The 26,314-nt window shown below is 44.5% G+C and carries 25 protein-coding genes; 15 read left to right on the forward strand and 10 right to left on the reverse strand.

Translation table 11 applies throughout. The features are described from left to right. A partial coding sequence (locus H9629_RS10010) for an FAD-dependent oxidoreductase (protein ID WP_191731020.1) occupies window positions 1-165 on the forward strand: 165 nt, incomplete at its 5' end. Window positions 166-418: 253 nt separating this feature from the next. Here H9629_RS10010 and H9629_RS10015 read toward each other — a convergent pair. From H9629_RS10015 to H9629_RS10025, 3 genes are all read right to left on the reverse strand, one after another. Next, the gene (locus H9629_RS10015) at window positions 419-673 is read right to left on the reverse strand and encodes a YfhL family 4Fe-4S dicluster ferredoxin (RefSeq protein WP_064096602.1); all 255 of its coding nucleotides are present in this window, start codon (window positions 671-673) and stop codon (window positions 419-421) included. Between the two features lie 2 nt (window positions 674-675). After that, window positions 676-2,085 carry a prephenate-dependent tRNA uridine(34) hydroxylase TrhP gene (trhP, locus tag H9629_RS10020; RefSeq protein ID WP_064096603.1) on the reverse strand — a complete coding sequence of 470 codons (1,410 nt, stop codon included), beginning with the start codon at window positions 2,083-2,085 and terminating at the stop codon, window positions 676-678. Between the two features lie 132 nt (window positions 2,086-2,217). Further along, window positions 2,218-2,628 (reverse strand): Cd(II)/Pb(II)-responsive transcriptional regulator, encoded by a 411-nt coding sequence (locus H9629_RS10025; protein ID WP_064096604.1) that lies wholly within the window; start codon window positions 2,626-2,628, stop codon window positions 2,218-2,220. An 85-nt stretch (window positions 2,629-2,713) separates the two neighbouring features. On the opposite strand from H9629_RS10025, the gene H9629_RS10030 reads away from it, so the two are divergent. Further along, entirely contained in the window at window positions 2,714-3,340 is a 627-nt protein-coding gene (locus H9629_RS10030) for a cation transporter (protein WP_064096605.1), read from the forward strand. A 50-nt stretch (window positions 3,341-3,390) separates the two neighbouring features. On the opposite strand, the gene H9629_RS10035 is transcribed toward H9629_RS10030, so the two are convergent. After that, the gene (locus tag H9629_RS10035; protein ID WP_064096606.1) at window positions 3,391-4,170 is read right to left on the reverse strand and encodes a ferredoxin--NADP reductase; all 780 of its coding nucleotides are present in this window, start codon (window positions 4,168-4,170) and stop codon (window positions 3,391-3,393) included. 105 nt (window positions 4,171-4,275) lie between these two features. Between H9629_RS10035 and tsaA the strand changes: the two genes are divergently transcribed. Then, on the forward strand, window positions 4,276-4,998 hold the full coding sequence (tsaA, locus tag H9629_RS10040; protein ID WP_064096674.1) for a tRNA (N6-threonylcarbamoyladenosine(37)-N6)-methyltransferase TrmO: 723 nt from the start codon (window positions 4,276-4,278) through the stop codon (window positions 4,996-4,998). A gap of 1 nt (window position 4,999) precedes the next feature. Here the strand turns inward: tsaA and H9629_RS10045 are convergent, their stop codons facing one another. Next, a complete protein-coding gene (locus H9629_RS10045) occupies window positions 5,000-6,253 on the reverse strand; it encodes an MgtC/SapB family protein (protein ID WP_191731021.1) in 1,254 nt (417 codons plus the stop codon). A gap of 211 nt (window positions 6,254-6,464) precedes the next feature. Between H9629_RS10045 and H9629_RS10050 the strand changes: the two genes are divergently transcribed. The 4 genes from H9629_RS10050 (at window position 6,465) to H9629_RS10065 (ending at window position 10,820) form a co-directional block, all read left to right on the forward strand. Then, window positions 6,465-8,222 carry a GspE/PulE family protein gene (locus H9629_RS10050; protein WP_191731022.1) on the forward strand — a complete coding sequence of 586 codons (1,758 nt, stop codon included), beginning with the start codon at window positions 6,465-6,467 and terminating at the stop codon, window positions 8,220-8,222. 95 nt (window positions 8,223-8,317) lie between these two features. After that, the gene (locus H9629_RS10055) at window positions 8,318-8,683 is read left to right on the forward strand and encodes a NirD/YgiW/YdeI family stress tolerance protein (protein ID WP_064096609.1); all 366 of its coding nucleotides are present in this window, start codon (window positions 8,318-8,320) and stop codon (window positions 8,681-8,683) included. Between the two features lie 135 nt (window positions 8,684-8,818). Next, window positions 8,819-9,484: a response regulator transcription factor gene (locus tag H9629_RS10060; RefSeq protein ID WP_064096610.1), complete on the forward strand. Its 666-nt coding sequence runs from the start codon at window positions 8,819-8,821 to the stop codon at window positions 9,482-9,484. A 4-nt stretch (window positions 9,485-9,488) separates the two neighbouring features. Further along, entirely contained in the window at window positions 9,489-10,820 is a 1,332-nt protein-coding gene (locus H9629_RS10065; RefSeq protein ID WP_191731023.1) for an ATP-binding protein, read from the forward strand. A gap of 76 nt (window positions 10,821-10,896) precedes the next feature. Here the strand turns inward: H9629_RS10065 and hemP are convergent, their stop codons facing one another. Next, on the reverse strand, window positions 10,897-11,067 hold the full coding sequence (hemP, locus tag H9629_RS10070; RefSeq protein ID WP_191731024.1) for a hemin uptake protein HemP: 171 nt from the start codon (window positions 11,065-11,067) through the stop codon (window positions 10,897-10,899). Between the two features lie 138 nt (window positions 11,068-11,205). Between hemP and H9629_RS10075 the strand changes: the two genes are divergently transcribed. Beyond that, window positions 11,206-12,105, forward strand: a complete 900-nt coding sequence (locus H9629_RS10075) for an NUDIX domain-containing protein (protein ID WP_191731025.1) — start codon at window positions 11,206-11,208, stop codon at window positions 12,103-12,105. A gap of 57 nt (window positions 12,106-12,162) precedes the next feature. Here H9629_RS10075 and H9629_RS10080 read toward each other — a convergent pair whose 3' ends face one another. Continuing rightward, entirely contained in the window at window positions 12,163-12,708 is a 546-nt protein-coding gene (locus tag H9629_RS10080; RefSeq protein ID WP_064101837.1) for a tetratricopeptide repeat protein, read from the reverse strand. A gap of 14 nt (window positions 12,709-12,722) precedes the next feature. Next, window positions 12,723-15,113, reverse strand: a complete 2,391-nt coding sequence (gene mrcB, locus H9629_RS10085) for a penicillin-binding protein 1B (RefSeq protein ID WP_064096614.1) — start codon at window positions 15,111-15,113, stop codon at window positions 12,723-12,725. Between the two features lie 192 nt (window positions 15,114-15,305). Here mrcB and H9629_RS10090 point away from each other — a divergent pair, with 192 nt between their 5' ends. Together H9629_RS10090 and H9629_RS10095 are read left to right on the forward strand one after the other, a co-directional pair. Further along, window positions 15,306-16,244, forward strand: coding sequence for an NAD(+) kinase (locus H9629_RS10090; RefSeq protein WP_064096675.1), 939 nt, complete (start codon window positions 15,306-15,308; stop codon window positions 16,242-16,244). Window positions 16,245-16,246: 2 nt separating this feature from the next. Then, window positions 16,247-16,519: a YeaC family protein gene (locus tag H9629_RS10095; protein ID WP_064096615.1), complete on the forward strand. Its 273-nt coding sequence runs from the start codon at window positions 16,247-16,249 to the stop codon at window positions 16,517-16,519. Between the two features lie 65 nt (window positions 16,520-16,584). Here the strand turns inward: H9629_RS10095 and H9629_RS10100 are convergent, their stop codons facing one another. Continuing rightward, the gene (locus tag H9629_RS10100; RefSeq protein ID WP_064096616.1) at window positions 16,585-17,586 is read right to left on the reverse strand and encodes a glycosyl transferase family protein; all 1,002 of its coding nucleotides are present in this window, start codon (window positions 17,584-17,586) and stop codon (window positions 16,585-16,587) included. 414 nt (window positions 17,587-18,000) lie between these two features. On the opposite strand from H9629_RS10100, the gene H9629_RS10105 reads away from it, so the two are divergent. Both H9629_RS10105 and H9629_RS10110 read left to right on the forward strand, forming a co-directional pair. Then, window positions 18,001-19,344, forward strand: coding sequence for a dicarboxylate/amino acid:cation symporter (locus H9629_RS10105; RefSeq protein WP_064096617.1), 1,344 nt, complete (start codon window positions 18,001-18,003; stop codon window positions 19,342-19,344). Between the two features lie 168 nt (window positions 19,345-19,512). Then, window positions 19,513-20,655 carry an acyl-CoA dehydrogenase family protein gene (locus H9629_RS10110; RefSeq protein WP_064096618.1) on the forward strand — a complete coding sequence of 381 codons (1,143 nt, stop codon included), beginning with the start codon at window positions 19,513-19,515 and terminating at the stop codon, window positions 20,653-20,655. Between the two features lie 81 nt (window positions 20,656-20,736). Here the strand turns inward: H9629_RS10110 and H9629_RS10115 are convergent, their stop codons facing one another. After that, on the reverse strand, window positions 20,737-21,255 hold the full coding sequence (locus H9629_RS10115; protein ID WP_064096619.1) for a DJ-1/PfpI family protein: 519 nt from the start codon (window positions 21,253-21,255) through the stop codon (window positions 20,737-20,739). A 486-nt stretch (window positions 21,256-21,741) separates the two neighbouring features. Here H9629_RS10115 and pheA point away from each other — a divergent pair, with 486 nt between their 5' ends. The 3 genes from pheA (at window position 21,742) to H9629_RS10130 (ending at window position 26,259) form a co-directional block, all read left to right on the forward strand. Next, window positions 21,742-22,851, forward strand: coding sequence for a prephenate dehydratase (pheA, locus tag H9629_RS10120; RefSeq protein ID WP_064096620.1), 1,110 nt, complete (start codon window positions 21,742-21,744; stop codon window positions 22,849-22,851). A gap of 66 nt (window positions 22,852-22,917) precedes the next feature. Then, entirely contained in the window at window positions 22,918-24,009 is a 1,092-nt protein-coding gene (gene hisC / locus H9629_RS10125; RefSeq protein WP_064101843.1) for a histidinol-phosphate transaminase, read from the forward strand. Between the two features lie 3 nt (window positions 24,010-24,012). Continuing rightward, on the forward strand, window positions 24,013-26,259 hold the full coding sequence (locus H9629_RS10130; protein ID WP_064101844.1) for a bifunctional prephenate dehydrogenase/3-phosphoshikimate 1-carboxyvinyltransferase: 2,247 nt from the start codon (window positions 24,013-24,015) through the stop codon (window positions 26,257-26,259). Window positions 26,260-26,314 lie beyond the last annotated feature (55 nt).

Raw genomic sequence — 26,314 nt, forward strand, 5'->3', positions numbered from 1 at the left:
CGTGGCGAGATTGTGATTAACGAGCGCAACGAAACCAATGTGAAAGGTGTATTTGCTGCAGGTGACTGTACCACCGTGCCATACAAGCAGATCATCATTGCGACTGGTGAAGGTGCGAAAGCCTCGCTGTCTGCATTTGATTACATCATCCGTTCAGGACAGTAAAAAAAGAGCACCTGGAATCCCCAAATTCCAGGTGCTTTATCTCAAAGAGTTATTATTATTTTCGCTTTATAGGAACTCAGGATGCTAACACCAGAGTTCCTTTTTTTACTTCTTGTTAGATCAGCCAAAAGCGTCCCCAATCGCTTTTAGCCGTTCCTTTTCTCCACACTTTTTTTGTTTTCAACCCTTATTTTTCTGCTTTCCCCAAGGTTGTTTTTAGAATCACGAATAAATCAATTGTTTTACTTTTTGTTTAAGCTTCAAACAGCTTCAAGCTCTTAAACTTCTCCAGTAATTGTTCCTGTGTTTCACGATGCTCCGGATGAGGAATAATGCATTCAATCGGGCAGACATCTACACAGGTCTGATGTTCATAAAAACCGACGCATTCCGTACAACGTTTTACGTCAATTTCATAGAACTTTTCACCCTCGTAAATCGCTTCATTCGGGCATTCCGGTAAACACATATCGCAATTGATGCATTTGTCGGTAATCAGCAGTGCCATATTTAACCCGCCTGATAAGCCAGTGAAGATGCCGAAATATCCGCACTCGAACTTGGCAGATTACGGATGAGCAGGGCATATTGCATATCTACATCTGCTGGGGCCGGAATCTCGACGATATGACCTGAGCCTTTGGCATCTTCAATCAGATTACCTTTTTTGTCTTTCATTTCCGTTAAAGTAAAGGTGATATTGCCTCTAGTCGTCATCAGTTCCAGTGAATCACCGAGGACAAAACGGTTTTTCACATCAATCTTGATGTAGTCTCCATTACGTTCTAACACTTCACCACAGAACTGCTGATGATCGAAACTGGATGAACCATTCTCATAGTTTTGATATTCGCTATGCACATGACGGCGCAGGAAACCTTCGGTATAACCACGATTCGCCAGACCTTCAAGCTGGGTCATCAAGGATGGATCAAACGGCTTACCAGCAAGGGCATCATCAATTGCTTTACGATAAATCTGGGCAGTACGCGCACAGTAGAAATAGGACTTGGTCCGGCCTTCAATTTTTAAGGAATGTACACCAATTTTGGTAAGACGTTCGACATGCTGAACCGCGCGCAGATCTTTGGAATTCATGAAATAAGTGCCGTGTTCATCTTCTTCTGCGGCAAACATGTCTTCTTCATTGCGCTGTAACAGCACTGGCTCGTTGAATTGGTGTTGTGCCTGCATATGTGCTTCGTCGGCATCTTTGGAGCAGCAGCCTGAATCCAGATTTTTCACTGGAATCACATCACCGGTTTCATCTTCCTTGGCATCCAGCACTTTATATTCCCAACGGCAGGCATTGGTGCAGGCACCCTGATTGGCATCACGTTTGTTCATATAGCCAGACAGCATGCAACGGCCAGAATAGGCCATGCACAGTGCGCCATGAACAAAGACTTCAATCTCCATATCCGGCACTTGCTGTTTGATTTCTGCAATTTCTTCAATCGACAGTTCACGTGACAGAATGACACGGGTCAATCCCATGTTCTTCCAGAATTTGACGGTTGCCCAGTTCACGGCATTGGCCTGTACCGACAGGTGAATATCCATATGCGGGAAATGTTCACGGACCAGCATAATCAGACCGGGATCGGACATGATCAGTGCATCCGGCTGCATGTCAACCACAGGAGCTAAGTCACGAATGAAATTTTTCAGCTTGGAGTTATGTGGCTGAATATTGACGACCACGTAGAATTTTTTGCCTAATTCATGGGCTTCTTTAATACCAATCGCGAGATTTTCATGGTCAAATTCATTATTACGAACCCGCAGGCTATAACGCGGCTGGCCTGCATAGACTGCGTCTGCACCATAAGCAAAGGCATAGCGCATATTTTTTAATGAGCCTGCAGGTGAGAGAAGTTCGGTAACGTGAGAAATGCTCATGATCAAATTGAAAGACATAAAAAAAGTACGGCTTTATTCTAACCATCTAAAATCAGGATTCAACCTAGTAAATAACTCGGAATTGGAGTAATTCAACTAAATTTCAAGTTAAAAATGAAGCACTCATAAAGTTAAGAATTCCAGAAAGTTTTATGTATTTTCAAGCGATTCTAAAGTTTTTAAAATCTGGCAATGATCGATTGTGGTGGGCGTATTGCAGCTGTCACGAAGCAGCATCAGCTGTTGCTCAAATATTTGTAATTCTTTAATTTTATTTGAAATTTCCAGAAGATGCCGATCAATCATCTGATTGACTTCACAGCAGTCCTGTTCAGGGTTCTGCTCCAGTTTAATCAGATGTTCGATTTCTTTTAAAGACATGCCTAGGGTACGGCAACGTTTGATAAAAATTAAACGTTTCAAGGCTTCTTCAGCATAATAACGATACTGATTACTTGCTCGAAAATTCGGCTGTATCAAACCTTTTTTCTCGTAAAAGCGAATGCTGTCGGTACTTAAACCGGTCTTAGTCGCGATTTCTGAAATGAGATAATGTGACATAAACACCTCAGGCTTGACCTTGGAGTTACTCCATAGTTTCTAATGACTATAGCGTATTTTATATAGAAAATCCTCGGAGAATCATATGGCTTGTAGTTGTAGTCATGAACCTGCACCATCCACGCCCAATAGCAAATTCAGAACCGCCTTATGGATTGCATTATTCATTAATTTGACCTTGTTCATTGTAGAACTAGTGGGTGGTGCTTATGCGCATTCATCCGCATTATGGGCAGATGCGCTAGATTTTTTTGGAGATGCAGTAAATTATGGGATTTCACTGGCTGTATTAGGGGCAAGCCTGTATTGGCGCGCAACAGTTGCCCTGATTAAAGGATTGACCATGGCTGTATTTGGCTTGGTGGTGATCGGAAAAGTCATCTACGCTTTTATACAAGGTATACCGCCTGAAGCGCTGACTATGGGAGTTATTGGTGTGCTGGCCTTAATTGCTAACGTGATTACAGCAGTAATTTTATATGCTTTTCGAGATGGGGATGCCAATATGAAATCGGTCTGGCTCTGTAGCCGAAATGATGCGATCGGAAATGCTGCCGTGATTTTGGCGGCTGTCGGGGTGTTTGGGACGGGTAGTATGTTGCCAGATATTATTGTGGCGATAATTATGGCAGGCTTGGGGTTGACGGCCGGATACCAAGTGGTTAAGCAGGCATTCATAGAGCGAACATCTTCGAAGCAGGTTCAAATTTAAGACAATAAAAAACCGGACTTTAATGCCCGGTTTTTTAATGACATTGAATCTTATTTTTCAACGAACGCACGTTCAATCACGTAGTCGCCTAGAACGCCCATACGTGGAGATTCTTTCAGGCCATGTTGATCAAGAAGTGCAGCAACATCGTCAAGGAAGGCTGGGCTACCACATAACATGGCACGGTCAGTTTCCGGATTGAAACGTGGCAGACCGATTTTTTCAAACAGTTCACCGGTTTCAATCGCAGTCGTGACCCGACCTTGATTTGGATATTCTTCACGAGTTACGGTTGGGTAATAGATCAGTTTTTCTTTTGCGCCAAGTTCCGAGAAGAACTCATGATTTGGCACTTCATTCAGGATTAAATCTTGATAAGCCAGTTCTGAAATAAAACGCGTACCGTGAACCACGATAATTTTTTCAAAACGTTCGTAAGTTTCAGGATCGCGAATAGTGGACAAAAATGGCGCAAGTCCTGTACCTGAAGAAAGAAGATACAGGTTTTTGCCTGGATTCAGGTCATCCAGTACCAATGTGCCTGTCGGTTTTTTGGAAATCAAAATCTCATCGCCGACTTTAACTTTCTGTAAAATCGAAGTCAGTGGACCATCAGGCACTTTAATTGAGAAAAACTCTAACTCTTCTTCGTAGTTGGCGCTTGCAATTGAGTATGCGCGCATTAACGGCTTGCCATTGACTTCAAGGCCGATCATTACAAACTGACCGTTTTTAAAACGCAAAGCAGGATCACGAGTCGTTTTAAAAGAGAATAAAGTATCATTCCAGTGGTGGACGTGAGTAATCTTTTCGACGTTAAAAGCAGCCATTAAAGGTCTCAATAAGTTATCAAATTAGAACAGCTTGCTATTCTAATCTAAATTCATTCTCGATAAACTGAATATATTTAATTGAGCTTATCAAAAAAAGTGATGATGACTGAACTGACGCTACCGATTATTGGCTATATGCGTTCTCCCTACAAAGAAAAATTTGGTATCCCGCGCCAGCCCAATCTGGTTCAGGTCGAAAGTTATATTGAAATGGCCGGACCCTATAATGATCTGCTCGCCTTTGAGGGAATTGAAGAATTCAGCCATCTCTGGTTAGTCTGGCAATTTCATGACAATAAAAACCAACACGAGAGCAGCCAGTTTCGTCCACAGGTTCGTCCGCCACGTTTGGGCGGCAACAAGAAAATAGGCGTATTTGCTACGCGCAGTATGTATCGTCCCTCACCAATTGGCCTTTCAGTCGTTAAACTCAAAGAAGTTAGTAAGGTGGGCAAGCATGTCCGGGTATATGTCACAGGGAGTGACTTACTCGATGGCACACCCATTGTAGATATCAAACCTTATATTCAATATTCGGATGCGATTGTTGAAGCGCAAAGTGGTTATGCGCAGGATGAGCCTGAGCGTAAAGCCGTCATCTGGAGTGAAGAGGCGGAGCAGCAAAAACTGCATTTACTGAAATGCGGGAAAATCTCACCACAGGGTATTCAGGAGCTGGAAGCGGTTTTATCTCTAGATCCAAGGCCAGCCTATCAGGATGATAAGGAACGGATTTATGGGATGAAGTTTGCTACGGTAGATACCCATTTCAAAGTTCATACTCAGCAAGTGATAATTACTGCTATTCATCACGCTCCCTCCTGATTTATAGACTCCACCACACTAGTCCAATCAATACTGCCATTTGAATAAGCTGGACTGGGGCAAAATACAGGGCAAATTTAAATCCACCAGTCAGGGCAGCATTTACTGATTTGGCCACTGCATGGGCACCCAGACCTAATAATAGGGCATAAATAAGATGGGTGTTGGAAGGATCTCCCTGAATCACCACACCTGCCATTGCGGCATGAACCTCAAATAATGAAGCAAGCAAGGTGCCGGCCAATAAGCCGGCATTGCCAAGCCACAATTCCAGCGCATAAATTCCGGCCTGAATCAGGGTTAAAGTCACTGCAATAATGACAGCTTCTTTTAGGCTGAACATCGGGCTGTCCGCAGATTCGAGCTCTTGGACCGGTTTGGCCTTGCGCAATAATAGAAATGCGCAGGCGACCAGAATAACCATGCCCACAACGGAAGGAAGGAGCAAGAGTTTAAGCCAGGCCCAAGACACACCTCCAACGACAATAAGCAGCAAGACCAGGGTAGAGACACATGACATCAGTGCAGCCCCGGCATTTGGCTGCGCATCCATTTCACCTTTGCGTACCTGCAGGCCTAATTGGGCAATGGTCGCAGTACTGGAAACAAAGCCTGAGGCCAGTGAAGAGAGCATCAGGGCATTTTTAGTGGATAAAAAACGTTTCGCAATATGGGCTAAAGCTTGCACGACTAAAATCAGGGTCAGTAATTTCAAGATAACATAGGGGTTAAGAACTTCTCCCCATAATGGACGGTCAGGGGTAAGCGGCAAACCGATCAGTATAAGTGCAAGTAGTAACAGTCCATCCCTGAATTCAGCCTCTTTAATCCATTTTCCCGCAAAATCATGCATGGAGTGCTTGGCCATCAAAATAATGGTTAACAAGACGGCCAGTCCCGCAGACAGCGGAATATTCCAAAGACACATTGCCCCTATAAAATAAGTCATGAGGAAGGCGAGTTCTGTAGTAATGCCCGGGTCTTCAGGCTGATTACGAAGGGAAAAAATGACTATCCCTCCAATAATAAGCGCACCAGCCAGCCCGATGACCATGCCGAATAAAAAACAGAGTGCGCCCAGCAGAGCACTGAGCGCAAAGGAGCGTAATCCTGCAAAACTGGGGTGGCTTTCGCGCTGTTTATGACGTTCTCGTTCCAGGCCTATAAGCAGGCCACAGCCAAGTGCGGCAGCCAAGAGGGTTATAAGGTCCTGGAAAGAGCTGATGCTATTAAGGGGCACTGCGCTAAAATCCATATTCGGCCTCAGCGATTTAAGACGGACTGGTTAAAATATAGAAGATAAACTCCAGCTTAAACAAGCAGGAAATGGTTATGTTCCGAAACAATGTGATGGTTTTGGCATTGCATGAAGAAATAGGAACATAGTGGATCGGCCAGTGTAGATAGAGCCTGCGAAAAACTGCAAAAAGTTGTTATAGTGGAGTCAAGTTTGGGGACTGATAATAATGAAATTTGACTTTGAAATTGATACAGCCTGGTGTTTAGAGCAACTTTTTAAAGACGGTAAAATCAGTGAACGCGACCGAATGCTGGTACAGACGACGCATCGGCAACGTGAACAATTAAAATGGCATCCTTTGCAGTGGATCGCCAATTTTCATCTGGTCGATCAATCCCATCCTCAAACGACACTCACCCTGAACCGTTTATGTCAATGGCTGGCAGAAAAAACCGGCTTGATGTTCTATATCATTGATCCACTCAAAGCTGATGTGCAGGCATTGACCAATGTCATGTCACAGGAATATGCATTACGTAACCGTATTCTGGCAGTAGAAATTCAGGCAGACAAAGTTCTGATCGCTACAGATCAGCCTTATAAAACTGAATGGATGTCGAATCTTCAGCAGAATATTGCACCGAAGAAAATTGAACGGGTACTGCTTAATCCGGAACAGCTCCAGCGTTATATGGTTGAGTATTATCAGGTCAGCCGTGCAGTGAGTGGATCGCAGAAATCCTCTGCCTATGACCGGGAAAATAAGGGCGTCGAAGCCTTGCTGCAACTGGGCGATTCCCAGAATCCGGACGCCAATGACCAGCATATTGTCAAACTGGTGGACTGGGTGCTGCAATTTGCCTTTGAGCAGGGCGCCAGTGATATTCACATGGAACCGCGTAAAGATACGGGCAAGATCCGTTTCCGGATTGATGGCGTACTGCATACGATTTACAACATGCCGGCCAATACCCTGACCGCGGTCATTTCCCGGATCAAGATTCTGGGCCGGATGAATGTGGCAGAAAAACGTAAACCGCAGGATGGCCGACTAAAAACCCGCACGCCGAAAGGACAGGAAACTGAACTACGTTTATCGACCTTGCCGACGGCCTTTGGTGAAAAACTGGTAATGCGTATTTTCGATCCGGAAGTACTGGTCAGAAGCTTTCAGCAACTCGGTTTTGAAGGTCATCTGCTCAACGACTGGAACAATCTGACCAGCCACAGTCATGGCATTATTCTGGTAACGGGCCCGACCGGTTCCGGTAAAACTACTACGCTTTATTCAACCCTGAAGCAGCTGGCGACGGAACAGGTTAACGTTTGTACCATTGAAGATCCGATCGAGATGCTGGAACCCAGCTTTAACCAGATGCAGGTCAATAATGGTATTGATCTCGGTTTTGCTGATGGCGTGCGTGCGCTGATGCGTCAAGATCCGGACATTATCATGGTCGGGGAGATCCGTGATCAGGATACTGCCAATATGGCGATTCAGGCGGCATTGACCGGTCACCTGGTTCTATCGACTTTACATACCAATGATGCACCGTCGAGTCTGACCCGTCTGCATGATCTGGGGGTGCAACCTTTTCTGACGGCCGCGACTATACTTGGGGTTTTGGCCCAGCGTCTGGTACGTCAGCTGTGTCCACACTGCAAACAGGAAAGTTTCCTGAACGAGCAGGAGTGGCAACATCTAGCCACGGATTATCCTTTACCTCGGCCAGAATTTGTCTTTAAGGCGGTAGGCTGTGAAGAATGCCGGCATACCGGCTATAAAGGCCGTATCGGGATTTATGAGTTTATGCCGCTGAGTCTGACCACCAAACAGTTGATTGGTGCCGATGCTAACCTGAACGAGCTGCGTCAGCAGGCCAAAAAAGAAGGGGTAGAGCCGCTCAGAATTGCCGGCGCGCGCAAGATTCTGGAAGGTGTCACTACGCTTGAAGAAGTCCTGAGAGTGGTACCCTTAAATTAATTTTAAAAATGAGGCAATCTTAAGATTCAATTCATCTTTGGCTGTTTTAATAGCATCATCGAAACAAGGGCAGAACTTTAAAAGAGGTGATTGCGATGAAAATGATGATAAATACAGTTTTGGCAGCTGCATTGATGGGTTCTATTGCAACTGCTGCAGTAGCAAGTAGCGAAACAGTTGTGAATCAGGCCGCTTTTGCCAAATCGACTACGGTCAAACAGGCACTTGCGATGAAAGATGACAGCAAAGTCCAGCTCAAAGGTTATATCGTAAAAGCAGTCGGGGATGAAAAATACCAGTTCCGTGACAGCACAGGTACTATAACTGTTGAAATTGATGATGAACTTTGGCAAGGTAAACCGATTTCAGCCAAAACCCCGGTAGTGATTACAGGTGAAATTGATATTGACTATAAACCGGCAAAACGTGTTGAAATTGATGTTGAACAGGTTCGCTTTTAATCTCGACTAAGTTACCAAAATTAATCTGAACACAGCAACAAAAAGCCACATGCAAGTTACCAAAAAGCATGTGGCTTTTTTGAGTCTGGTGCTTTTTCAGGGCAAGATAGAATAAATAAGCAGAGGGAGCACAGCATGCGTATTCTTTTGGCAGAGGATGATCAGTCTCAGGCAGAAAGTATCCAAACCTGGCTGGAAATGGATGGTTATGTAGTTGATCGGGTTGAGCGTGGTGATCATGCTATTCTGGCGATTGAGCAGCATCAGTACGATTGTATTTTGCTGGATCGTGGTCTGCCGAATGCAACAGGTGACGATATTCTAAAAAGTTTGCGTAGCCAACAGCGAGATACCCCGGTAATTTTTATCACCGCCAAAGACAGCATCAACGACCGGGTTCAAGGCCTTGATTTGGGGGCTAATGATTATCTGGTCAAGCCTTTTAGCCTGGAAGAGCTTTCCGCACGGGTACGAGCCCAGCTCAGACTGAAACAGCAAACACCGAATCATATTCTGCACTGGCAGGATCTCAGTCTGGACACTCAGGCCAAAACCCTGACCAAAGCGGGACAAGCGATCAATCTGACTGCGAAGGAATTTCAGATTCTATACAAGTTGATGCAGCAGCCTGAACATATTGTCACCCGTGAGCAGCTGGAAGAATCGCTGTATGCCTGGGGAGATGAAATTGAAAGTAATGCCATTGAAGTGTTTATCTATCAGCTACGTAAAAAAATTGGCAGTCAGATGATAAAAACCATTCGCGGTCTGGGCTATCGCATGCATAAAGCTGAGGCCTAAGCTCATGTCGGCTCCAATTTCCTTGCAAACTAGGTTAATTAAACATGCGCTGTTCAGTTCCATATTGGCTGGAGTATTGGCCTGGCTGTTGTTATTGGGGATTGCCAGTTATCAGGCCAATCAGTTGCATGATGAATTAATGGAACAGATTTCTGAGCTGTTACTCGGTGATGTCACCCAAGCCAAAGACACCCAGGTTGATGAGCTCAGCGAAGAGTTTGATATCCAGTATGTTCTGTTACTTGATCAGCAGGTACTGACCACTTCTGTTAATCATGAGCTAATTAATGCCATTCCCGTGACACATAAGAATGGTTTTCAGTTTGCTTATGAAAATGGCCGTTTTATCCGTATCCTGAATGAAGAAGAGGACGGTTTACAGGTAAAAATCGTACAGCCGTTTGCAGTACGCTTCAATGAGCTTTGGCAAACCACACTCGGTTTTGCCGGGATTTTATTTATTTTATGGCTCATGCAATGGCTGATTCTAAGGGTCTCGGTCAAACGCCAGTTGCGGCCATTAAACAAGATTTCGCGTGCCATTGGTTCTAAAACTGCCCAAGATCTCAGTCCGATCAAAATGCCTGATCCTGAAATCACTGAGCTGCAACCGATTGTACGCCAGCTAAATGCTATGCTCGGCCGGCTGGAGAAATCATTGGCTGCCGAACAGCGTTTTACTGCAGATGCTTCACATGAGCTGCGTTCGCCACTGTCTGCCATTCAAATGCGTCTACAGGTTTTAAAACGTAAATATCAAGATGATACACAGCTCCCTCAGGCATTGCAGTTGATCCAGAATGATGTCAATCGTGGTACGCAGGTGCTGGAAAACTTACTTTTACTGGCACGACTTGATCCGGAGCGAACAGGGCAATTACCTATGCAGGCGATCAATCTTAAAAATCTGGTTCAGGAGGCTTTACAGGCCTTGCAGCCTTTTGCACAGGAAAAGGACATTCACTGGAATCTCAACCTTGAAGATGTCGTTATTGAAGCGAATCCAGAGCTGATGTTTAGCTGTATTCGCAATCTGGTCGACAATGCCATTCGTTATACGCCGTCACAGGGACGGGTTGAGATTAGAATGGTTAAAACACCGCATTCACAGTTACTGATCGAAAACTCAGGAGAGGGAATTGCTGCTGATGTACTGGAACGTTTGGGTGAACGTTTTTATCGGGTATTAGGAACACGCACTCAGGGTTCAGGTTTAGGCTTATCGATTTGCCAGAAAATTATGGCACTGCATGCAGCCAAACTTGATTATGCGCCATCGGACTTGGGTGGACTTAAAGTGTCATTGAGTTTTAAGCCTGAAAGTAAAATTTCATGATGGGCAAACTAAAAAAGCAGTATGCGCTGATTCATACTGCTGCTTCCCACGTTTGTTATTATTAGAACTGATTTAATTATTTGGTCAGAATAAGACGGTTGTTACGGGTCAGACGCAAACGATATTCTTCGCCGGCATGCATGATCCGGATTTCACGACCCAGTGCAAACAGATTATTGGAGTGCAGCATTGGCAAGGCATGGTTAGTATCATTGTTACGGGTAAATAGGCTAAATGGGGCGTTCATTCCGTCGACTCCGTGGTGTGTTTTGGATTGATTTAAATGATAATCATTATCGAATAGGTCTGTCAACGAAATATTGAGCAATTTATAAAAAACTCTAATTTGCTTACAATCTGTAAAACTTTACTGGTTCTGTACATCATGACTAAAGCTACGATTCATGTCGCAATTGCTCTTTTATTTTATCAAAATCAAGTTCTAGTCGGCTGGCGTGAAGCCAAGCAGCATCAGGGCAATAAATATGAATTTCCAGGCGGAAAAGTTGAAAAGGGTGAATTACCAGTAGAAGCCTGCCGACGCGAAGTGATGGAAGAGGTCGGTATTGATATTGAACGCTGGCATGCCTCTGATTTTATCTCCCATGAGTATGAAGATATCATCGTCAATTTGCATATTTTCCACGCTTCATTACAGCCTGCGCAACTGGCTGAAATCAAACAGCCCTGGCGCTGGTACAGCCGGGAAGAACTTGGGCAGTTGAATTTTCCGAAAGCCAATCAGTTTATGATTCAAAAGCTGCAATGGCCGCAGCGGATCAAGATTTCTGAAGATCTGAATATCTTATCAAGTCTGGATACAGACCAAATGCTGTATTGGCGCGTAGACCCAACGTCTGAACGGATCATGCAATTAGCACAATGTCCGGTAGATCAACTCTCCAAGTTAATTGTTAATCAGCAGCTTTGGTCATACTTGAATGAATTGCAGCAGCAGACGATTCGCACGATTCATCTAAAACAAACCCAACTGATGGACTTCAACCTAAGTGATCTTAAAACTGGTTATCGTTACTTGGCAGCTTGCCACGACCAGAGCGCTTTGATACATGCAGAACAGATCGGGTGTGAAGCTGCGCTCCTCAGTCCGGTACTGGCGACCGAGACGCATCCGGACACTCCTGCGCTAGGCTGGGAGCGATTCAAACAAATGGCAGAGCAGGTACAGATTCCGGTTTTTGCTTTAGGTGGATTAAGAACGGAAGACCTGCATGATGCAAAATGCCAGCATGCCTATGGCATTGCCGGCATTCGTTATGTGTAAATGCTGTATTTGAACATAAGCTTTCTTTTGGTAGGTCAGATTCTATAAAAAATGACTTTAAAGCTTTTTTAATGCCTGCTGGGCTTGCTGAATCGCTTTGGCATTTTTTTGCTGCTGTGCAGATTTGAGACGAACTTGCCAGAGCTGCTTTTTCATGGCACTGGATTGGGCATAACTCAGGCCCCGTAAGGCAAAGGCATCCGCACGTGCTGGCTGATTTTTACGGTTGGCAATCATGCCCAAATACAAATACGTTTCGGATGCCTGAGGAGCCAGTCGCTGTGCCTGAGTTGCAGACGCTTCAGCTTGATCGTACTGCTGCTTGCTGTATGCCTGCTGGGTTTGCTGCATCAGACTTTTGAATGCCGGCAAATTACGGCCATCATCAAATTTTTGGCTTTTCTGCTTTTGCTCAGGAATTACAATCTTCTGACGTTTGATCTCAGGACGCTCATAAGGCGTAATCACTACACCGTCTGGTGTAGGTGTTTTAGGCTTTTCCGTTGCAGGCTTGGCAGGGCTTACTGGCTTTTCAGGCTCTACTATGGTTTGGCAGCCCACCAGACTGAGGATGAGCAAACCAGGGAGGATTTTTTTAAACATATACATGGACTCAATTATTGGCTATAACTTCCACTGGCGATAATACGTGTTTCGCTTTCAAGATCACGTTCTATTTCTGTTTCACTTTCTTGTATATAGCGATTCATGTCATCCTGTTCTGCATCAGATGCTGGAGGTTCTGAGTTAATATCATAAGGCTCAGTCGCATAATGCGAGATTCCGCAGGGAGTTGCCTGACTTGGCAGGGCATGCCGCGAAATTGGGATGTACATGGCACCTTCACAACCTTGCGCAGACAATAAACCCGTATAACGATCCAGCCAGTGCCATTGTATTTCATTCGGCTGTGGCAGGTTCACCGGTTTCTGACGTAACTGTTTCATGACATTGGTCCAAACCGGCAAAGCACCTGAAGAACCGGTTAATCCAGTGACTTTATTGTTATCCAGCCCCAGCCAGACCACAGTCATATAATTTCCCGAATATCCAGCAAACCATGAGTCTCGACTATCATTGGTCGTACCGGATTTTCCGGCAAGATTCAGACTCCGTGGCAAGCTGCTATACGCCGCACGACCTGTACCACTCGCCATAACCTGCTGCAAGCCATAATTCAGGGCATAAGCGGCAGCCGGATCAATGGTTGGTTGTACACTCAGACTATAACGATCGAGAGATCGGCCATTGGCATCGACCACAGAACGGATGGCTTTTACTGGATATCTAAAGCCGCCTGTAGCAAAATTCCCATAGATATTCATAACTTCCATAGGCGACATATCCACTGCACCCAGATAGATAGATGGATAGGAAGGTATGTTTGAAGTCACGCCAAATTGTTTGAGATGATTAATAAAAGTCGACAGGCCAAATTCCTGACCTAAACGAACGGTCGACAGGTTATAGGATTGGGAGAGCGCCTGAATCATCGGCACCATGCCATGTCCGCGCCCGCTATAATTTTTGGGTGTCCAGGTTTTTCCGTCACTCTTGATACTGATTTCACTGTCTTCGATCGGACTGGCCCAGTTGTAGCGATTAGACTCCAGTGCAGTCAGAAAAATGACCGGTTTCAATAGCGAGCCGACCTGACGCTTGGCATCTACTGTACGGTTAAAGCCAGTAAAATCTTGGGTAGAACCCACAGCGGCTACCAGTTCTCCATTTTCCGGATGTGCTACCAATACCGCACCCTGTAAATCTTTCAGGCGTCCTGGATTGGATTTACTTAAGCGTGCCACGGTATCTTTAAAACTTTCTTGAATTCGGGTTTGGGCTAAAGGATCTAAAGTGGTAAATATTCGCAGACCCTGATTGGTTAAATCGGTTTCCTGATAGTCGGTACGTAACTGACGGCGAACGATATCCAGGAAATCCGGAAAACGCGCTGGACCTAAAGTCGGTTTTGAAATGACATTAAGAGGGCGGGCTTTTTCTGTTTCATACTGATCCTCTGTCAGATACCCCATGACCAGCATGTTATGTAGGACCACATCACGACGTTTTTTGGCAATTTCCGGATTACGCCACGGGTTATACAGGCTTGGACCCTGAACCAGACCTACTAGAAAGGCCTGTTGGGAAATATTCAGTTCACGTAGCGGCAGGCCAAAATAGAACTGTGAGGCCAGACCATAACCATTAATGGAATAGTTACCATTTTGGCCCAGATTCACTTCGTTTAAATAGGCTTCCAGAATTTCATCTTTGTCATAATGCAATTCAATCAGCATTGCCATAAAGGCTTCATTAACCTTACGCTTTAAAGTACGTTCAGGGGTTAAATAGAAATTTTTGACTAGCTGCTGGGTCAGAGTTGAGCCGCCCTGACGTTTACCGCCGGTAATGTTGCTGACCACTGCGCGCGCAATCCCGCGAGGAGATACGCCATAATGATGGTAAAAATTACGGTCTTCAGTGGCAATTAAGGCGTCAATTAAAGGCTTAGGAACCCGGTTAAGTTTAATTAGCACGCGGTCTTCATTATGCTGCGGGTAAATACCGCCAATCAATAGAGGTTCCAGACGGGCAATGCCGCTAGAAGAAGGCTTGGTCGCACTTACTTCAGCAATCTGATCGCCACTAAAACTGACTTTTAATACCTGTTCAGGTTCAACCCGATCACCAAAATCAAAGCCACGGGTATGTACATACAGGGTATTGCCAGTGCTGACAAAGCTGCCAGATTTGGTATAACTATCTGAATTTTTATAACCTAATAATTTGAGTTCTTGCTGGAAATCCTGCTGACTGACGGGGGCATTGACATACACTTCCATCGGGCGTGCGAAAACCTTGGCTGGAATGTCCCAGCGTTGACCTTCAAATTTTTCACGCACGATATTATCTAATCTAATCAAATAGATGCTAAATGCTACAAATGCAGAAATGACTAGAATGGAGAAGATTAAGGCAATTAACCCCATACCTCGTTCAGATTTCATAAATGATAATAAGACCCTGTGAAATTGTGCTAATCATGCGAAGCTTTTCGTTATTTTGCAATATTTAATCAAATATTGAGATTAAAATTAAAATTAAACTTCACATTTTCTCCTTAATTTCAGTCTATTTCAAATTAAATCCTAGACGGCTTTATCATGTTATAAATTGTCATCCTATTCATGCTTAATGATATGATAAGCAGGATTCGAAGCGGAGCGACGACACTGGTGCAAATTTCCCACAAGACATTTCGAAATATCGGGTTAATCGGACGCCCGGATAAATCTTCAGTGGTTGAAACCTTATGCCTGATTCATGATCATCTGCTCAATTTAGGTCTACATCCTGTTTTTGATGCCGATACAGCTGAACTGGTACCTTATCAAAATACCCAGACTGTCAGCCGGGCCTTGCTGGGCGAAGTAGTTGATCTGGTAATTGTGGTGGGTGGGGATGGCTCACTCTTACACGCTGCTCGGGCACTGGTGAAATACAATACACCTGTAATTGGAGTCAACCGTGGTCGTCTGGGTTTTCTGACAGATATCAAGCCGACCGAAGTGATCTTTAAGCTGGATCAGGTGCTCAAAGGCGACTTTCAGGCAGAGCGCCGTTTCCTGCTGGAAGTGGAAATTCGCTCTAAAGGTGAAATCATTTATGATGCCATTGCCTTGAATGATGTGGTTTTACATTCAGGAAAATCAGTACATATGATTGATTTTGAGCTGAATATTGATGGACAATATGTCTATCGTCAGCATAGTGATGGCCTGATTATCTCTACACCGACTGGTTCTACCGCCTATGCGCTGTCGGGAGGCGGGCCGATTGTTCATCCGAGTATGGATGCGATTGCGCTGGTGCCGATGCATCCGCATACCTTGTCTTCACGGCCGATTGTGGTTGGAGGGCATAGTGAAATTAAATTACTGATTCGTGAAAATCGCGTACTGCCGATGGTGAGTGCGGATGGACAACACAGTGTGTCTTTGAATGTTGGAGATAGCGTCCATATTCGTAAGCATCCCTTTAAACTGCATCTTCTGCATCCGCCAGGTTATGACTTCTATAATGCATGCCGAACCAAACTGGGCTGGAATCAGGACTTCGATTATTTTAAGCAGGATTAACCATGAATATTGAACAAATGCTTGCCGTACTCAATCCTGAGATTGTAGAACGCTTAAGAACAGCCATTGAAATTGGCAAATGGCCAAACGGTGTGGCTTTGACTCAGGAACAGCGTCAGACCTGCATGCAGGCGGTATATGCCTGGGAAATGAAAAACCTGCCAGAAACTGAACGTAGTGGTTATATCGACCGTGGTACGAAAGAAGAAGGCGAACAATGTGATGATGATCATCACCAGCATGAGCCGGAATTCAAGCCGATCCGTTTTGTCTAATCCAGACATTAAAAAAGACCACCAATGTGGTCTTTTTTAATGTCTGTCATAAAGCATGAATGGCATCAAACTGAAAGACGGCTATCCCAGAATTCTTTGGCTTTTTGCATCGCTGCTTCATAGCTGTCACATTCGCCCATAGTATACAGGGCAATGCCCATAGTTTCAATCACTGCAACTTCACCATATTCATGTGAATGTTTGCCTTCCCAGACTTCTTTAAACACAGATAAATCCAGTTCTTCTTCAATCGGGCTGCGATTGTCGGTTAGTTTCGGCAATTCATGCTCATAGAGCTCACCATCTTTAATCCCGCAGATTAAGGTTTTGGCATCAGGGTTACGTTCAAATTCACCGCCTTCACCTTTAATCACCGCACTGTTTTTATAACCTAAGCGGTAAGCCGATTGCTGATGTGAACTCCGATAAGCCGGATGGAAAATGGCCTGTAAAGTCGCTTTGGCATTAAATGGATTGATCAGGCGTGCCAGCGTGTGAATTGGAGAGCGCAGTCCCATGACATTTCGCAGTCCAATCAGCTCAGACAGAATCGGAGAAATTACCTCTAAAGGTAGATAGGCGAAGTGTCTTTCTTCAAGCTGCTGCTCAACTTCCACATCATTCTGGCAGATTGGATAGCCTAAGTAAGTCAGCACCTGTTCGGTGTAAACACGGTTCATGGTATGGCCTGAAGCACCGTGCATGACAATCTTATAGCCCTGCTTGGCCAGAGTAAGGGCAGACAGAATAAACCATGGGTAATGTTTACGTTTTCCAGCATAAGAGGACCAGTCCAGATCGACCTCCAGTGCTTTGAAGTTAAGCTGATCACGGGTTGCCTGAACAAAACCTGCTAATTCATCGACGGATTCTTCCTTGACCCGTAATAACATCAGAAAAGCACCAAGCTGTACATCCAATACTTGATTGTTCAGGATCATGCTAAAAGCCTGATAAGCTTCTTCATAGCTTAAGGAGCGTGCACCATTTTTTCCCTTGCCAATAATACGAATAAACTGGGCAAAAGGATGTTCGGTATCTTTATAAATATTTCGCTTTGTGTTCATACAGATAGATCAGTCATATTCATCAAGTATTGGCATATTTTACGCTGATATTGGTATTTCACCTTCTTATTTTGCAGAATTATTATAGTTTTATAAGACTATAGTATAAGGGATATTGCCTATTATTTAGTCAAAATTAACATTTCGGGTTAAACAAAAGTCTAAAAAGCAGTTAAAATTTCCCGTGATTATTTGTGTTTGCTTCATCTCCTGATCAATGCACTGACTTCTTTTTGAAGAGCAGGGTTGCTGTGATTGTTAAACGTACATACACATTCTATTTTTAGTATCAGATTAATTCTTGATACATAGGCACTTTTTTGTTTCAGACAATCAAGTATTGGACGCTTATTTTCTTAAATAAGTAAAAACTGAATATTGCTTCTTTTTAGAAGTATATCGCGAAGTAAGGTTATGGCTAAAAAACCAATTTATAAGTCGCTTTATTTTCAAGTGATTGTAGCCATTATTGCGGGTATCCTGGTCGGACATTTCTCGCCAAGTGGTACACAAATTATTAATGGTGCAGAACAATATGTTCCGGGTCTAGGTGAGCAGCTAAAGCCACTTGGTGATGCATTTATCCGTTTAATCAAAATGATCATCGCCCCTGTAATTTTCTGTACTGTGGTCAGTGGTATCGCAGGCATGGAGAGCATGAAATCAGTCGGTAAAACTGGTGGTGTGGCTCTACTTTACTTTGAAATCGTTTCAACGATTGCTTTGGTGATTGGTCTGCTGGTTATTAACATCGTAAAGCCAGGTGTTGGCATGAACGTTGATCCAGCCAGTCTGGATACTGCGGGAATCTCGAAGTATGTAACTTCAGGCGAGTCGCAGTCTACCCTTGATTTCCTGATGAATATTATTCCGAATACGGTAGTGGGAGCTTTCGCTGAAGGTGAAATCCTGCAAGTGCTTTTATTCGCGATCCTGTTCGGTTTTGCGCTGCATAAATTGGGTGCACAAGGGAAGCCGGTACTTAAACTGATTGACCAGATTTCACATGTGTTCTTTAACATCGTGAATATGATCATGAAACTTGCTCCAATTGGTGCATTTGGTGCCATGGCATTCACGATTGGTAAATATGGGATTGGATCACTGGCGCAGTTGGCTCAACTGATCATCTGTTTCTATATCACATGTTTGCTGTTTATTTTCATTGTTTTGGGTTCAATTGCACGTTTCACAGGTTTTAGCATCATGAAAATGATTCGCCTGATTCGTGAAGAGTTACTGATTGTACTCGGTACGTCCTCCTCTGAGTCGGTACTGCCTCGTATGTTGAAGAAACTGGAGCTTGCGGGTGCTGAAAAATCAGTGGTTGGCCTGGTGATCCCAACAGGTTATTCATTTAACCTGGATGGTACGTCAATTTACCTGACCATGGCAGCGATCTTTATTGCACAAGCCACCAATACACAGCTTGATTTATCTCACCAGATTACCTTGCTTCTAGTATTGTTAATTTCTTCTAAAGGTGCAGCAGGTGTCACCGGTTCGGGCTTTATTGTTATGGCGGCAACTCTGGCAGCTGTAGGTAATATTCCTGTTGCGGGCTTGGCCTTGATTCTAGGTATTGACCGTTTCATGTCTGAAGCGCGTGCTTTGACTAATCTGGTCGGTAACTCTTTGGCTACTTTAGTTGTGGCGAAATGGGTTGGTCAGTTAGATATGGATAAGCTCAACTATGCATTAGCAAATCCAGCTGAAATTGATGAAAAAATGGCGCAAGAAGGCAATAACGCTCACTAAGTTAGAGTGAGTCTTTAAGGTCTTAAAAAAGGAAGCTTCGGCTTCCTTTTTGTTTTTTTATCTGACTGTGAAGTTAGCAAAAAAACCCATCAGGCACATGACAGTAGCTATAAAAATAGTTAGCCTGTGGACAGGAAATAAAATGATAAACACCATAAGGATACAAGAATGCTGGCTTACGATGCTGACCTGGAACTTTTCCGCGACAATTTCAAACGCTTTATGAACGAACATGTAGCGCCTTACTATGAACAGTGGGAGCGTGAGGGCATGATGCCGCGTTCAGTCTGGAATGTGCTGGGTGAAAATGGATTCTTGTGTGTCGATGTGCCAGAAGAATATGGTGGCTATGGTGTGCCGACGCATTACTCCCTGATGTTGATTGAAGAGTCGGCACGAGCAGGCTATAGCGCAATTTCAACCGGTTTGTCTTGCCATTCAGATATTGCTGCACCGTATATTCTGCATATCGGGACTGAAGAACAGAAAAAATACTGGTTGCCAAAAATGGTTTCAGGCGAAGTAGTGGGTGCGATTGGCATGACCGAGCCGGGCGCAGGCTCAGATTTGCAGGCCATGCGTACTAATGCCATTTTGCAGGATGATCATTATTTGCTGAATGGTTCCAAAACCTTTATTTCTAATGGCCAGCATGCAGATCTGGTGGTGTTGGCAGTGAAGACTGATCCGCAAGCCCGTGCCAAAGGTGTGTCTTTAATGCTGGTCAATACGCATCTGGAAGGCTTTAAAAAGGGTAAAAATCTGGACAAAATTGGACTGCATTCTCAGGACACTTCTGAGCTGTTCTTTGATAATGTCAAAGTGCTTAAAGAGCAGTTGCTGGGGCAGCCAGGTCAGGGCTTTGTCTATTTGATGCAGGAATTGCCACGCGAACGTACTGCGATTGCGGCGACGGCTTTGGGTGCGATTCGTGGTTCTATCGATGTAACGACGCAATATGTGAAAGAGCGCCAGGCTTTTGGTCAGGCGATTGGACAGTTCCAGAATACCCGTTTTGTTCTGGCACAGGCCAAAATTGATGAACTGGCAACAGCAGCTTTTTATAATCAGAATGTCGAGCTGTATATGCAGGGTAAACTTGACGTAGAAACTGCAGCCGCTTTGAAGAGCTTTTCGACCGATATGCAAATGAAAATTGCTGACAATTTGCTCCAGCTCTTTGGCGGTTATGGCTATATGACCGAATATCCGATTTCACGTTTCTTTGTAGACGCACGAATCCAGCGGATTTATGGCGGCACCAATGAAATCATGAAGGAAATCGTGGCACGTGGATTGCTGGGGCGTTAATTGCTCAAGTACTAAAAAGAGTCCTGAAGGGCTCTTTTTTGACGCGAGAAATAGTCCAAATGGTAAATGTTCTTTTAATTTTTATGATTTTAAGACATTCAAACATTCATTAATAAAAATAGGTAAATCATTGGGCAGGCGTGATGAAATCAACTGATTATTATCATTTACCAGCTCGACATCATAGTAGGTTCCACCGGCATGCTGTACACGGCTGGCATGCGCGCGAATACTGGTAATAATTCGATTTTTCAGTATATCTGCTTCGCACAGGAGTAAAGAGGCATCACATAAACTAAAGATGGTTTTTTTGGCCTGATTAAAGGCTTGGATAAATTGCAGCACCCGGAGATCGGTAGATAAAGAAACTGCAGATTCACCGCCAGGAATCAGTAAGGCATCAAAATCATCAATACTGATTTGTTCGATGCCGCGGTCAATTGTCACACTTGACTGGCCATGCAGACCGTAGACTATTTTTCCTGCATTAAGCTCAATGTTGCAGATGCTATGCTGTGCTGCCAGCAAGGCTGCAACAGGTTCAAGATATTCTTGGTCTTCAAAATTATTCGTTACAAGTACAGCTATTCTTTTTGGCATGACTGACACCCAAACGTATGTTTTAAATTAGACTATCTACGATTGGTTAAAAAATCGTCTCCGCTTTGTAATCAAGTGGTGGCGGAATGTAAAAATACAAGCTAAATCAAAGATAAACCTAGAAAAATCAGGTTGGATAGAGTGCATTTTATTGTGAAATCTATATCAGATATCATTCTCTTAAAAGCTTAGGTCATATCGCAATTATTTTAATTTTCTTATGCTTAAAACCGTTATCTAGATTAAGAAATAGTGATATTTCATCTTGATAAAAATCAGTTAAGATGAGTATGCAAAGTTTACAATTTGATAATGTAAATTCGGTGGAAATACTGAAAGAAATGTTACCAGATATGACTAAGGCGATGAACGGTTAAAATCAACTCCTTATTTTTAAGAATTAATCTACTAAAGTTATATTGTGTAACATTTACAGCACACTATTGTTATACTGCACAGATAAGGTTTATACAGGGCGACATCACGATGATCAACGACGATCAAAACACAACGGCTTCTTTAGATTTGGCTAAAATTCGTGAAGATATCGATTCAGTTGATCAGCAGATCCAGCAGTTGATTAACCGTCGCGCGCGTTTGGCCGAGGCAGTCGCAAAAGCGAAATTTGCTTCTGAAGAAAATCCGCTGTTTTACCGTCCGGAACGTGAAGCACAAGTCCTGCGCAATGTTATGGAGCGCAATGAGGGGCCATTGTCGGATACCACCATGGCACGTCTGTTTCGCGAAATCATGTCAGCATGTTTAGCGCTTGAAGCACCACAAAGTATTGCTTTTCTTGGACCTATTGGTACCTACACACACTCGGCAGTACTCAAACATTTTGGTCATGATGCCGTGGTTCGTCCATTACCCACCATTGATGAAGTGTTCCGTGAAGTAGAGGCGGGCAGTGCGCATTATGGTCTGGTACCGGTTGAAAACTCGTCTGAAGGTGTGGTGAACCATACTTTGGACTGTTTCAAAACTTCACATCTGAATGTCATTGGTGAAGTTGAATTACCGATTCATCACCAGTTCCTGATCTCGGAAAATACCCGTAAAGACAGTATCAAGCAGATTTATGCACATCAGCAAACTCTGGCGCAATGTCGTAAATGGCTAGATGCCCATTATCCGGGGGTAGAGCGTGTTGCACTCAGCTCAAATGCCGAAGCTGCACGCCGTATTCAGAATGAGTGGCACTCTGCCGCGATTGCCTCTGAAATTGCTGCGAATATCTACAATCTTGAGATCATGCACAGCAATATCGAGGACAATCCGGAAAACACCACACGTTTCCTAGTAATTGGTCGTGAAAAAGTACCACAAAGCGGTAATGACAAAACGTCACTGCTGGTATCAGCACATGACCGTGCCGGGGCATTGCTAGAAATTCTGGCGCCATTTGCCAAACACAATATTAGTCTTACCAGTATTGAAACCCGTCCTGCACTTCCTGAAAAATGGGCTTATGTGTTCTTCATTGATCTTGAAGGTCATATTGAACAGGAGCATGTGAGAGCAGCGATTGAAGAAATTCGCCCGCTCGTGAAAGAAGTTCGCGTGCTTGGTTCATATCCTGCAGCTGTTTTATAAAAGCAGCCTTTCGTGATCAGTGCGAGGGTGCTGATCGCTGTTTCATCTGTAAATCGGAAGTATAAAATGTCGTTTGTCCCAGCCAATCCAGGCATCTCTAAATTAAGACCATATCAACCAGGTAAACCGATCAGTGAACTTGAGCGTGAGTTGGGCATCACTGATATCGTGAAACTGGCTTCAAATGAAAACCCGTTGGGCTGTTCAGATAAAGTCAAGGAAGCAGTTGCTGCCGAACTGGCGGAAATTGGCCGTTATCCTGACGGTGGTGGTTTTATTCTGAAAGACCAGATCAAGGCTCAGTTTGGTTTTAATCATGACCAGATTACTTTGGGCAATGGTTCAAATGACTTGCTGGAAATGTTTGCCCGCGCATTCGTTTCTGAAAAAGATTCCGTGATTTACAGCCAGCATGCATTCGCTGTATATGCATTGGTAACGCAAGCAATCCATGCCGAAGCGATTGAAGTACCAGCAAAAGGCTTCTCGCATGACCTGGAAGCCATGGCTGCAGCAATAAAAGACAATACCAAGCTGATCTTCATTGCCAATCCGAATAATCCGACAGGCACCTGGTTCGAAGAAGCTGAATTTGAAGCTTTCATGCAGAAAGTACCGGCCAATGTCATCGTGGTGCTGGATGAAGCTTATGTGGAATATTTCCCAGAAAACTTCAATAGCCTGAAATTCCTGAAGCAGTATCCAAACCTGATTGTCAGCCGTACATTATCTAAGTGTTATGGTCTGGCTGCACTGCGCGTTGGCTTCGCATTGTCGTCTGTTGAAGTAACGGATTACCTGAACCGTATCCGTCAGCCATTTAATGTTAACCATTTAGCAATGGTAGCTGCAGTTGCTGCGCTGAAAGATGAAGCATTCATCGAGAAATCTCGTGAAGTGAACAAGGCAGGTATGGCACAGCTTGAAGCGGGCTTTAAAGCTCTGGGTCTGAACTATGTACCATCCCGTGCCAACTTTATTCTGGTCGATGTACAGGCTGATCCGGCGGAAACATTTAACAAATTGCTGAAAGAAGGCGTAATTGTTCGTCCAGTGGGTATTCCGAACCATCTGCGCGTATCAATTGGTACTGAAGCTGAAAATGCCAAATTCCTTGCTGCACTTGGCAAAGTACTCGGCTTAGAGGCGAAAGCTTAAGTTATGTCGCAGCCACTGTTTGAAAAAGTTGCCTTCATCGGACTTGGGCTGATTGGTTCAAGTCTGGCACGTGTGATTAAGGCCGAGCATTTAGCCAATGACATCGTGGCATCGACACGCTCACAAAAAACGCTGGAAGATGCCAAAGCCTTGGGATTAATTTCCCAAGGTTATGCAGATCCTGTGGAGGCGGTCAAAGGTGCGGATCTGATTGTCCTGGCTTTGCCGGTACGTGCCACGCAAAAGGTATTGGAAACCATCAAGCCACATCTGGCTGAAGGTACTATTATTACGGATGTCGGTAGTACCAAAGGTAATGTGGTGGATGCAGCCAAGGCTGTATTTGGTGAAGCATTACCAGCAGGTTTTGTACCTGGACATCCGATTGCGGGTGCCGAGCATACCGGGGTGCATGCTGGTAAGGTCGATCTGTTCGCCAATCACAAGGTGATTTTGACACCATTACCGACCAGTGCAGCATGGGCAGTCGATAAACTGATTCAACTGTGGCAGGCAGCAAAAGCGGAAGTGATCTGTATGGATGTAGAAAAGCACGATGAAGTGCTGGCCCATACCAGTCATCTTCCGCACTTGATGGCGTTTAACCTGGTCGAACAACTGGCCAAGCGCGAAGACAATCTAGATATTTTTCGTTATGCTGCCGGTGGCTTTCGTGACTTTTCGCGTATTGCGGCCAGTGATCCACAAATGTGGCATGACATCTTTTTTGCCAACAAAAAAGCAATTCTCAATGCCGTGGATGGCTTTGAGGCCCAGCTGGCAATTATCCGCAAGCTGATTGAAGATGAAGATTCCCAAGCATTGATGGGCTTACTGGGACATGCACAGGCAGCACGCCAGCATTTCAACCATATGCTCGCCAAGAAACCTTTCATGGAGAAAAATAACGTGACACAACAATTTACCATTCAGCCGGGTGCCAAGAAATTCCAGGGCAAATTTACCGTGCCAGGTGACAAATCTGTGTCACACCGTTCCATCATGTTTGGTGCGATTGCTGAAGGCACTACGCATGTCACCGGTTTCCTTGAAGGTGAAGATGCTTTAGCGACTCTGCAAGCTTTCCGTGATATGGGGGTGAGTATTGAAGGTCCTAAAAATGGTGAAGTGACCATTCACGGTGTAGGTATGCATGGCCTGAAAGCACCACAATCTGCGCTATATATGGGTAACTCGGGCACTTCGATGCGTTTGCTGTCTGGCATGCTGGCAGCGCAGAAATTTGACTCAGTCATGACCGGTGATGCTTCATTGTCCAAGCGTCCCATGGAACGGATTGCTAAGCCTTTACGTGAAATGGGTGCACAGATTCAGACTACGGGTGAACGCGGTACGCCACCGGTATCGATTACTGGAAATCAAAACCTGAAAGGAATCCAGTACGATTTGCCAATGGCTTCTGCCCAGGTGAAATCAGGTATTCTGCTGGCAGGTCTTTGGGCTGAGGGTGAAACTTCGGTAACTGAGCCTGAACCCACCCGTGACCATACTGAACGTATGCTGCGTGCTTTTGGTTATGACGTGAAAACTGAAGGTAACCGTATTTCACTGCAAGGTGGCGGTAAGTTAGTCGGTACCAATATTCAGGTTCCATCTGATATTTCATCTGCTGCTTTCTTTATGGTTGGGGCTGCGATTACCGAAAACTCGGATGTGACTTTAGAAGCTGTAGGTATCAACCCCACCCGTACCGGTGTGATCGAAATCCTGAAACAGATGGGTGCGGATATTACGGTTGAAAACGAGCGTATTGCAGGTGGTGAACCGATTGCAGATATCCGTATTCGCGGTACACGTACCTTAAAAGGCATTCATATGCCGGAAGATCAGGTGCCATTGGCGATTGATGAATTCCCGGCACTGTTCATTGCCGCTGCATGTGCCGAAGGTCAAACGATTCTGACCGGTGCTGCAGAACTGCGTGTCAAAGAATCTGACCGGATTCAGGTGATGGCTGATGGCCTGAAAACCATGGGCATTGATTGTACACCAACAGAAGATGGCATCATCATTGAAGGTAAAGGTAAAGCAGGTGACTGGTCACCAATCTTTAGCGGTGGTGAAATCGAGTCACATCATGATCACCGAATTGCCATGAGTTTCTCAATCGCAGGCTTACGTAATTCTGAAGAAATTCGTATTGTGGGAACGGAAACAGTAGCGACCAGCTTTCCAACCTTTACTGAACTGACTTCACAGGCCGGCCTGACGATTGAAGTCACAGAATAATTCTTAAATTTATGTGAAACAGCCAAGCTTTTGCTTGGCTGTTTTGTTTATATTG

This window comes from Acinetobacter pecorum (assembly GCF_014837015.1).
GTDB lineage: Bacteria > Pseudomonadota > Gammaproteobacteria > Pseudomonadales > Moraxellaceae > Acinetobacter > Acinetobacter pecorum.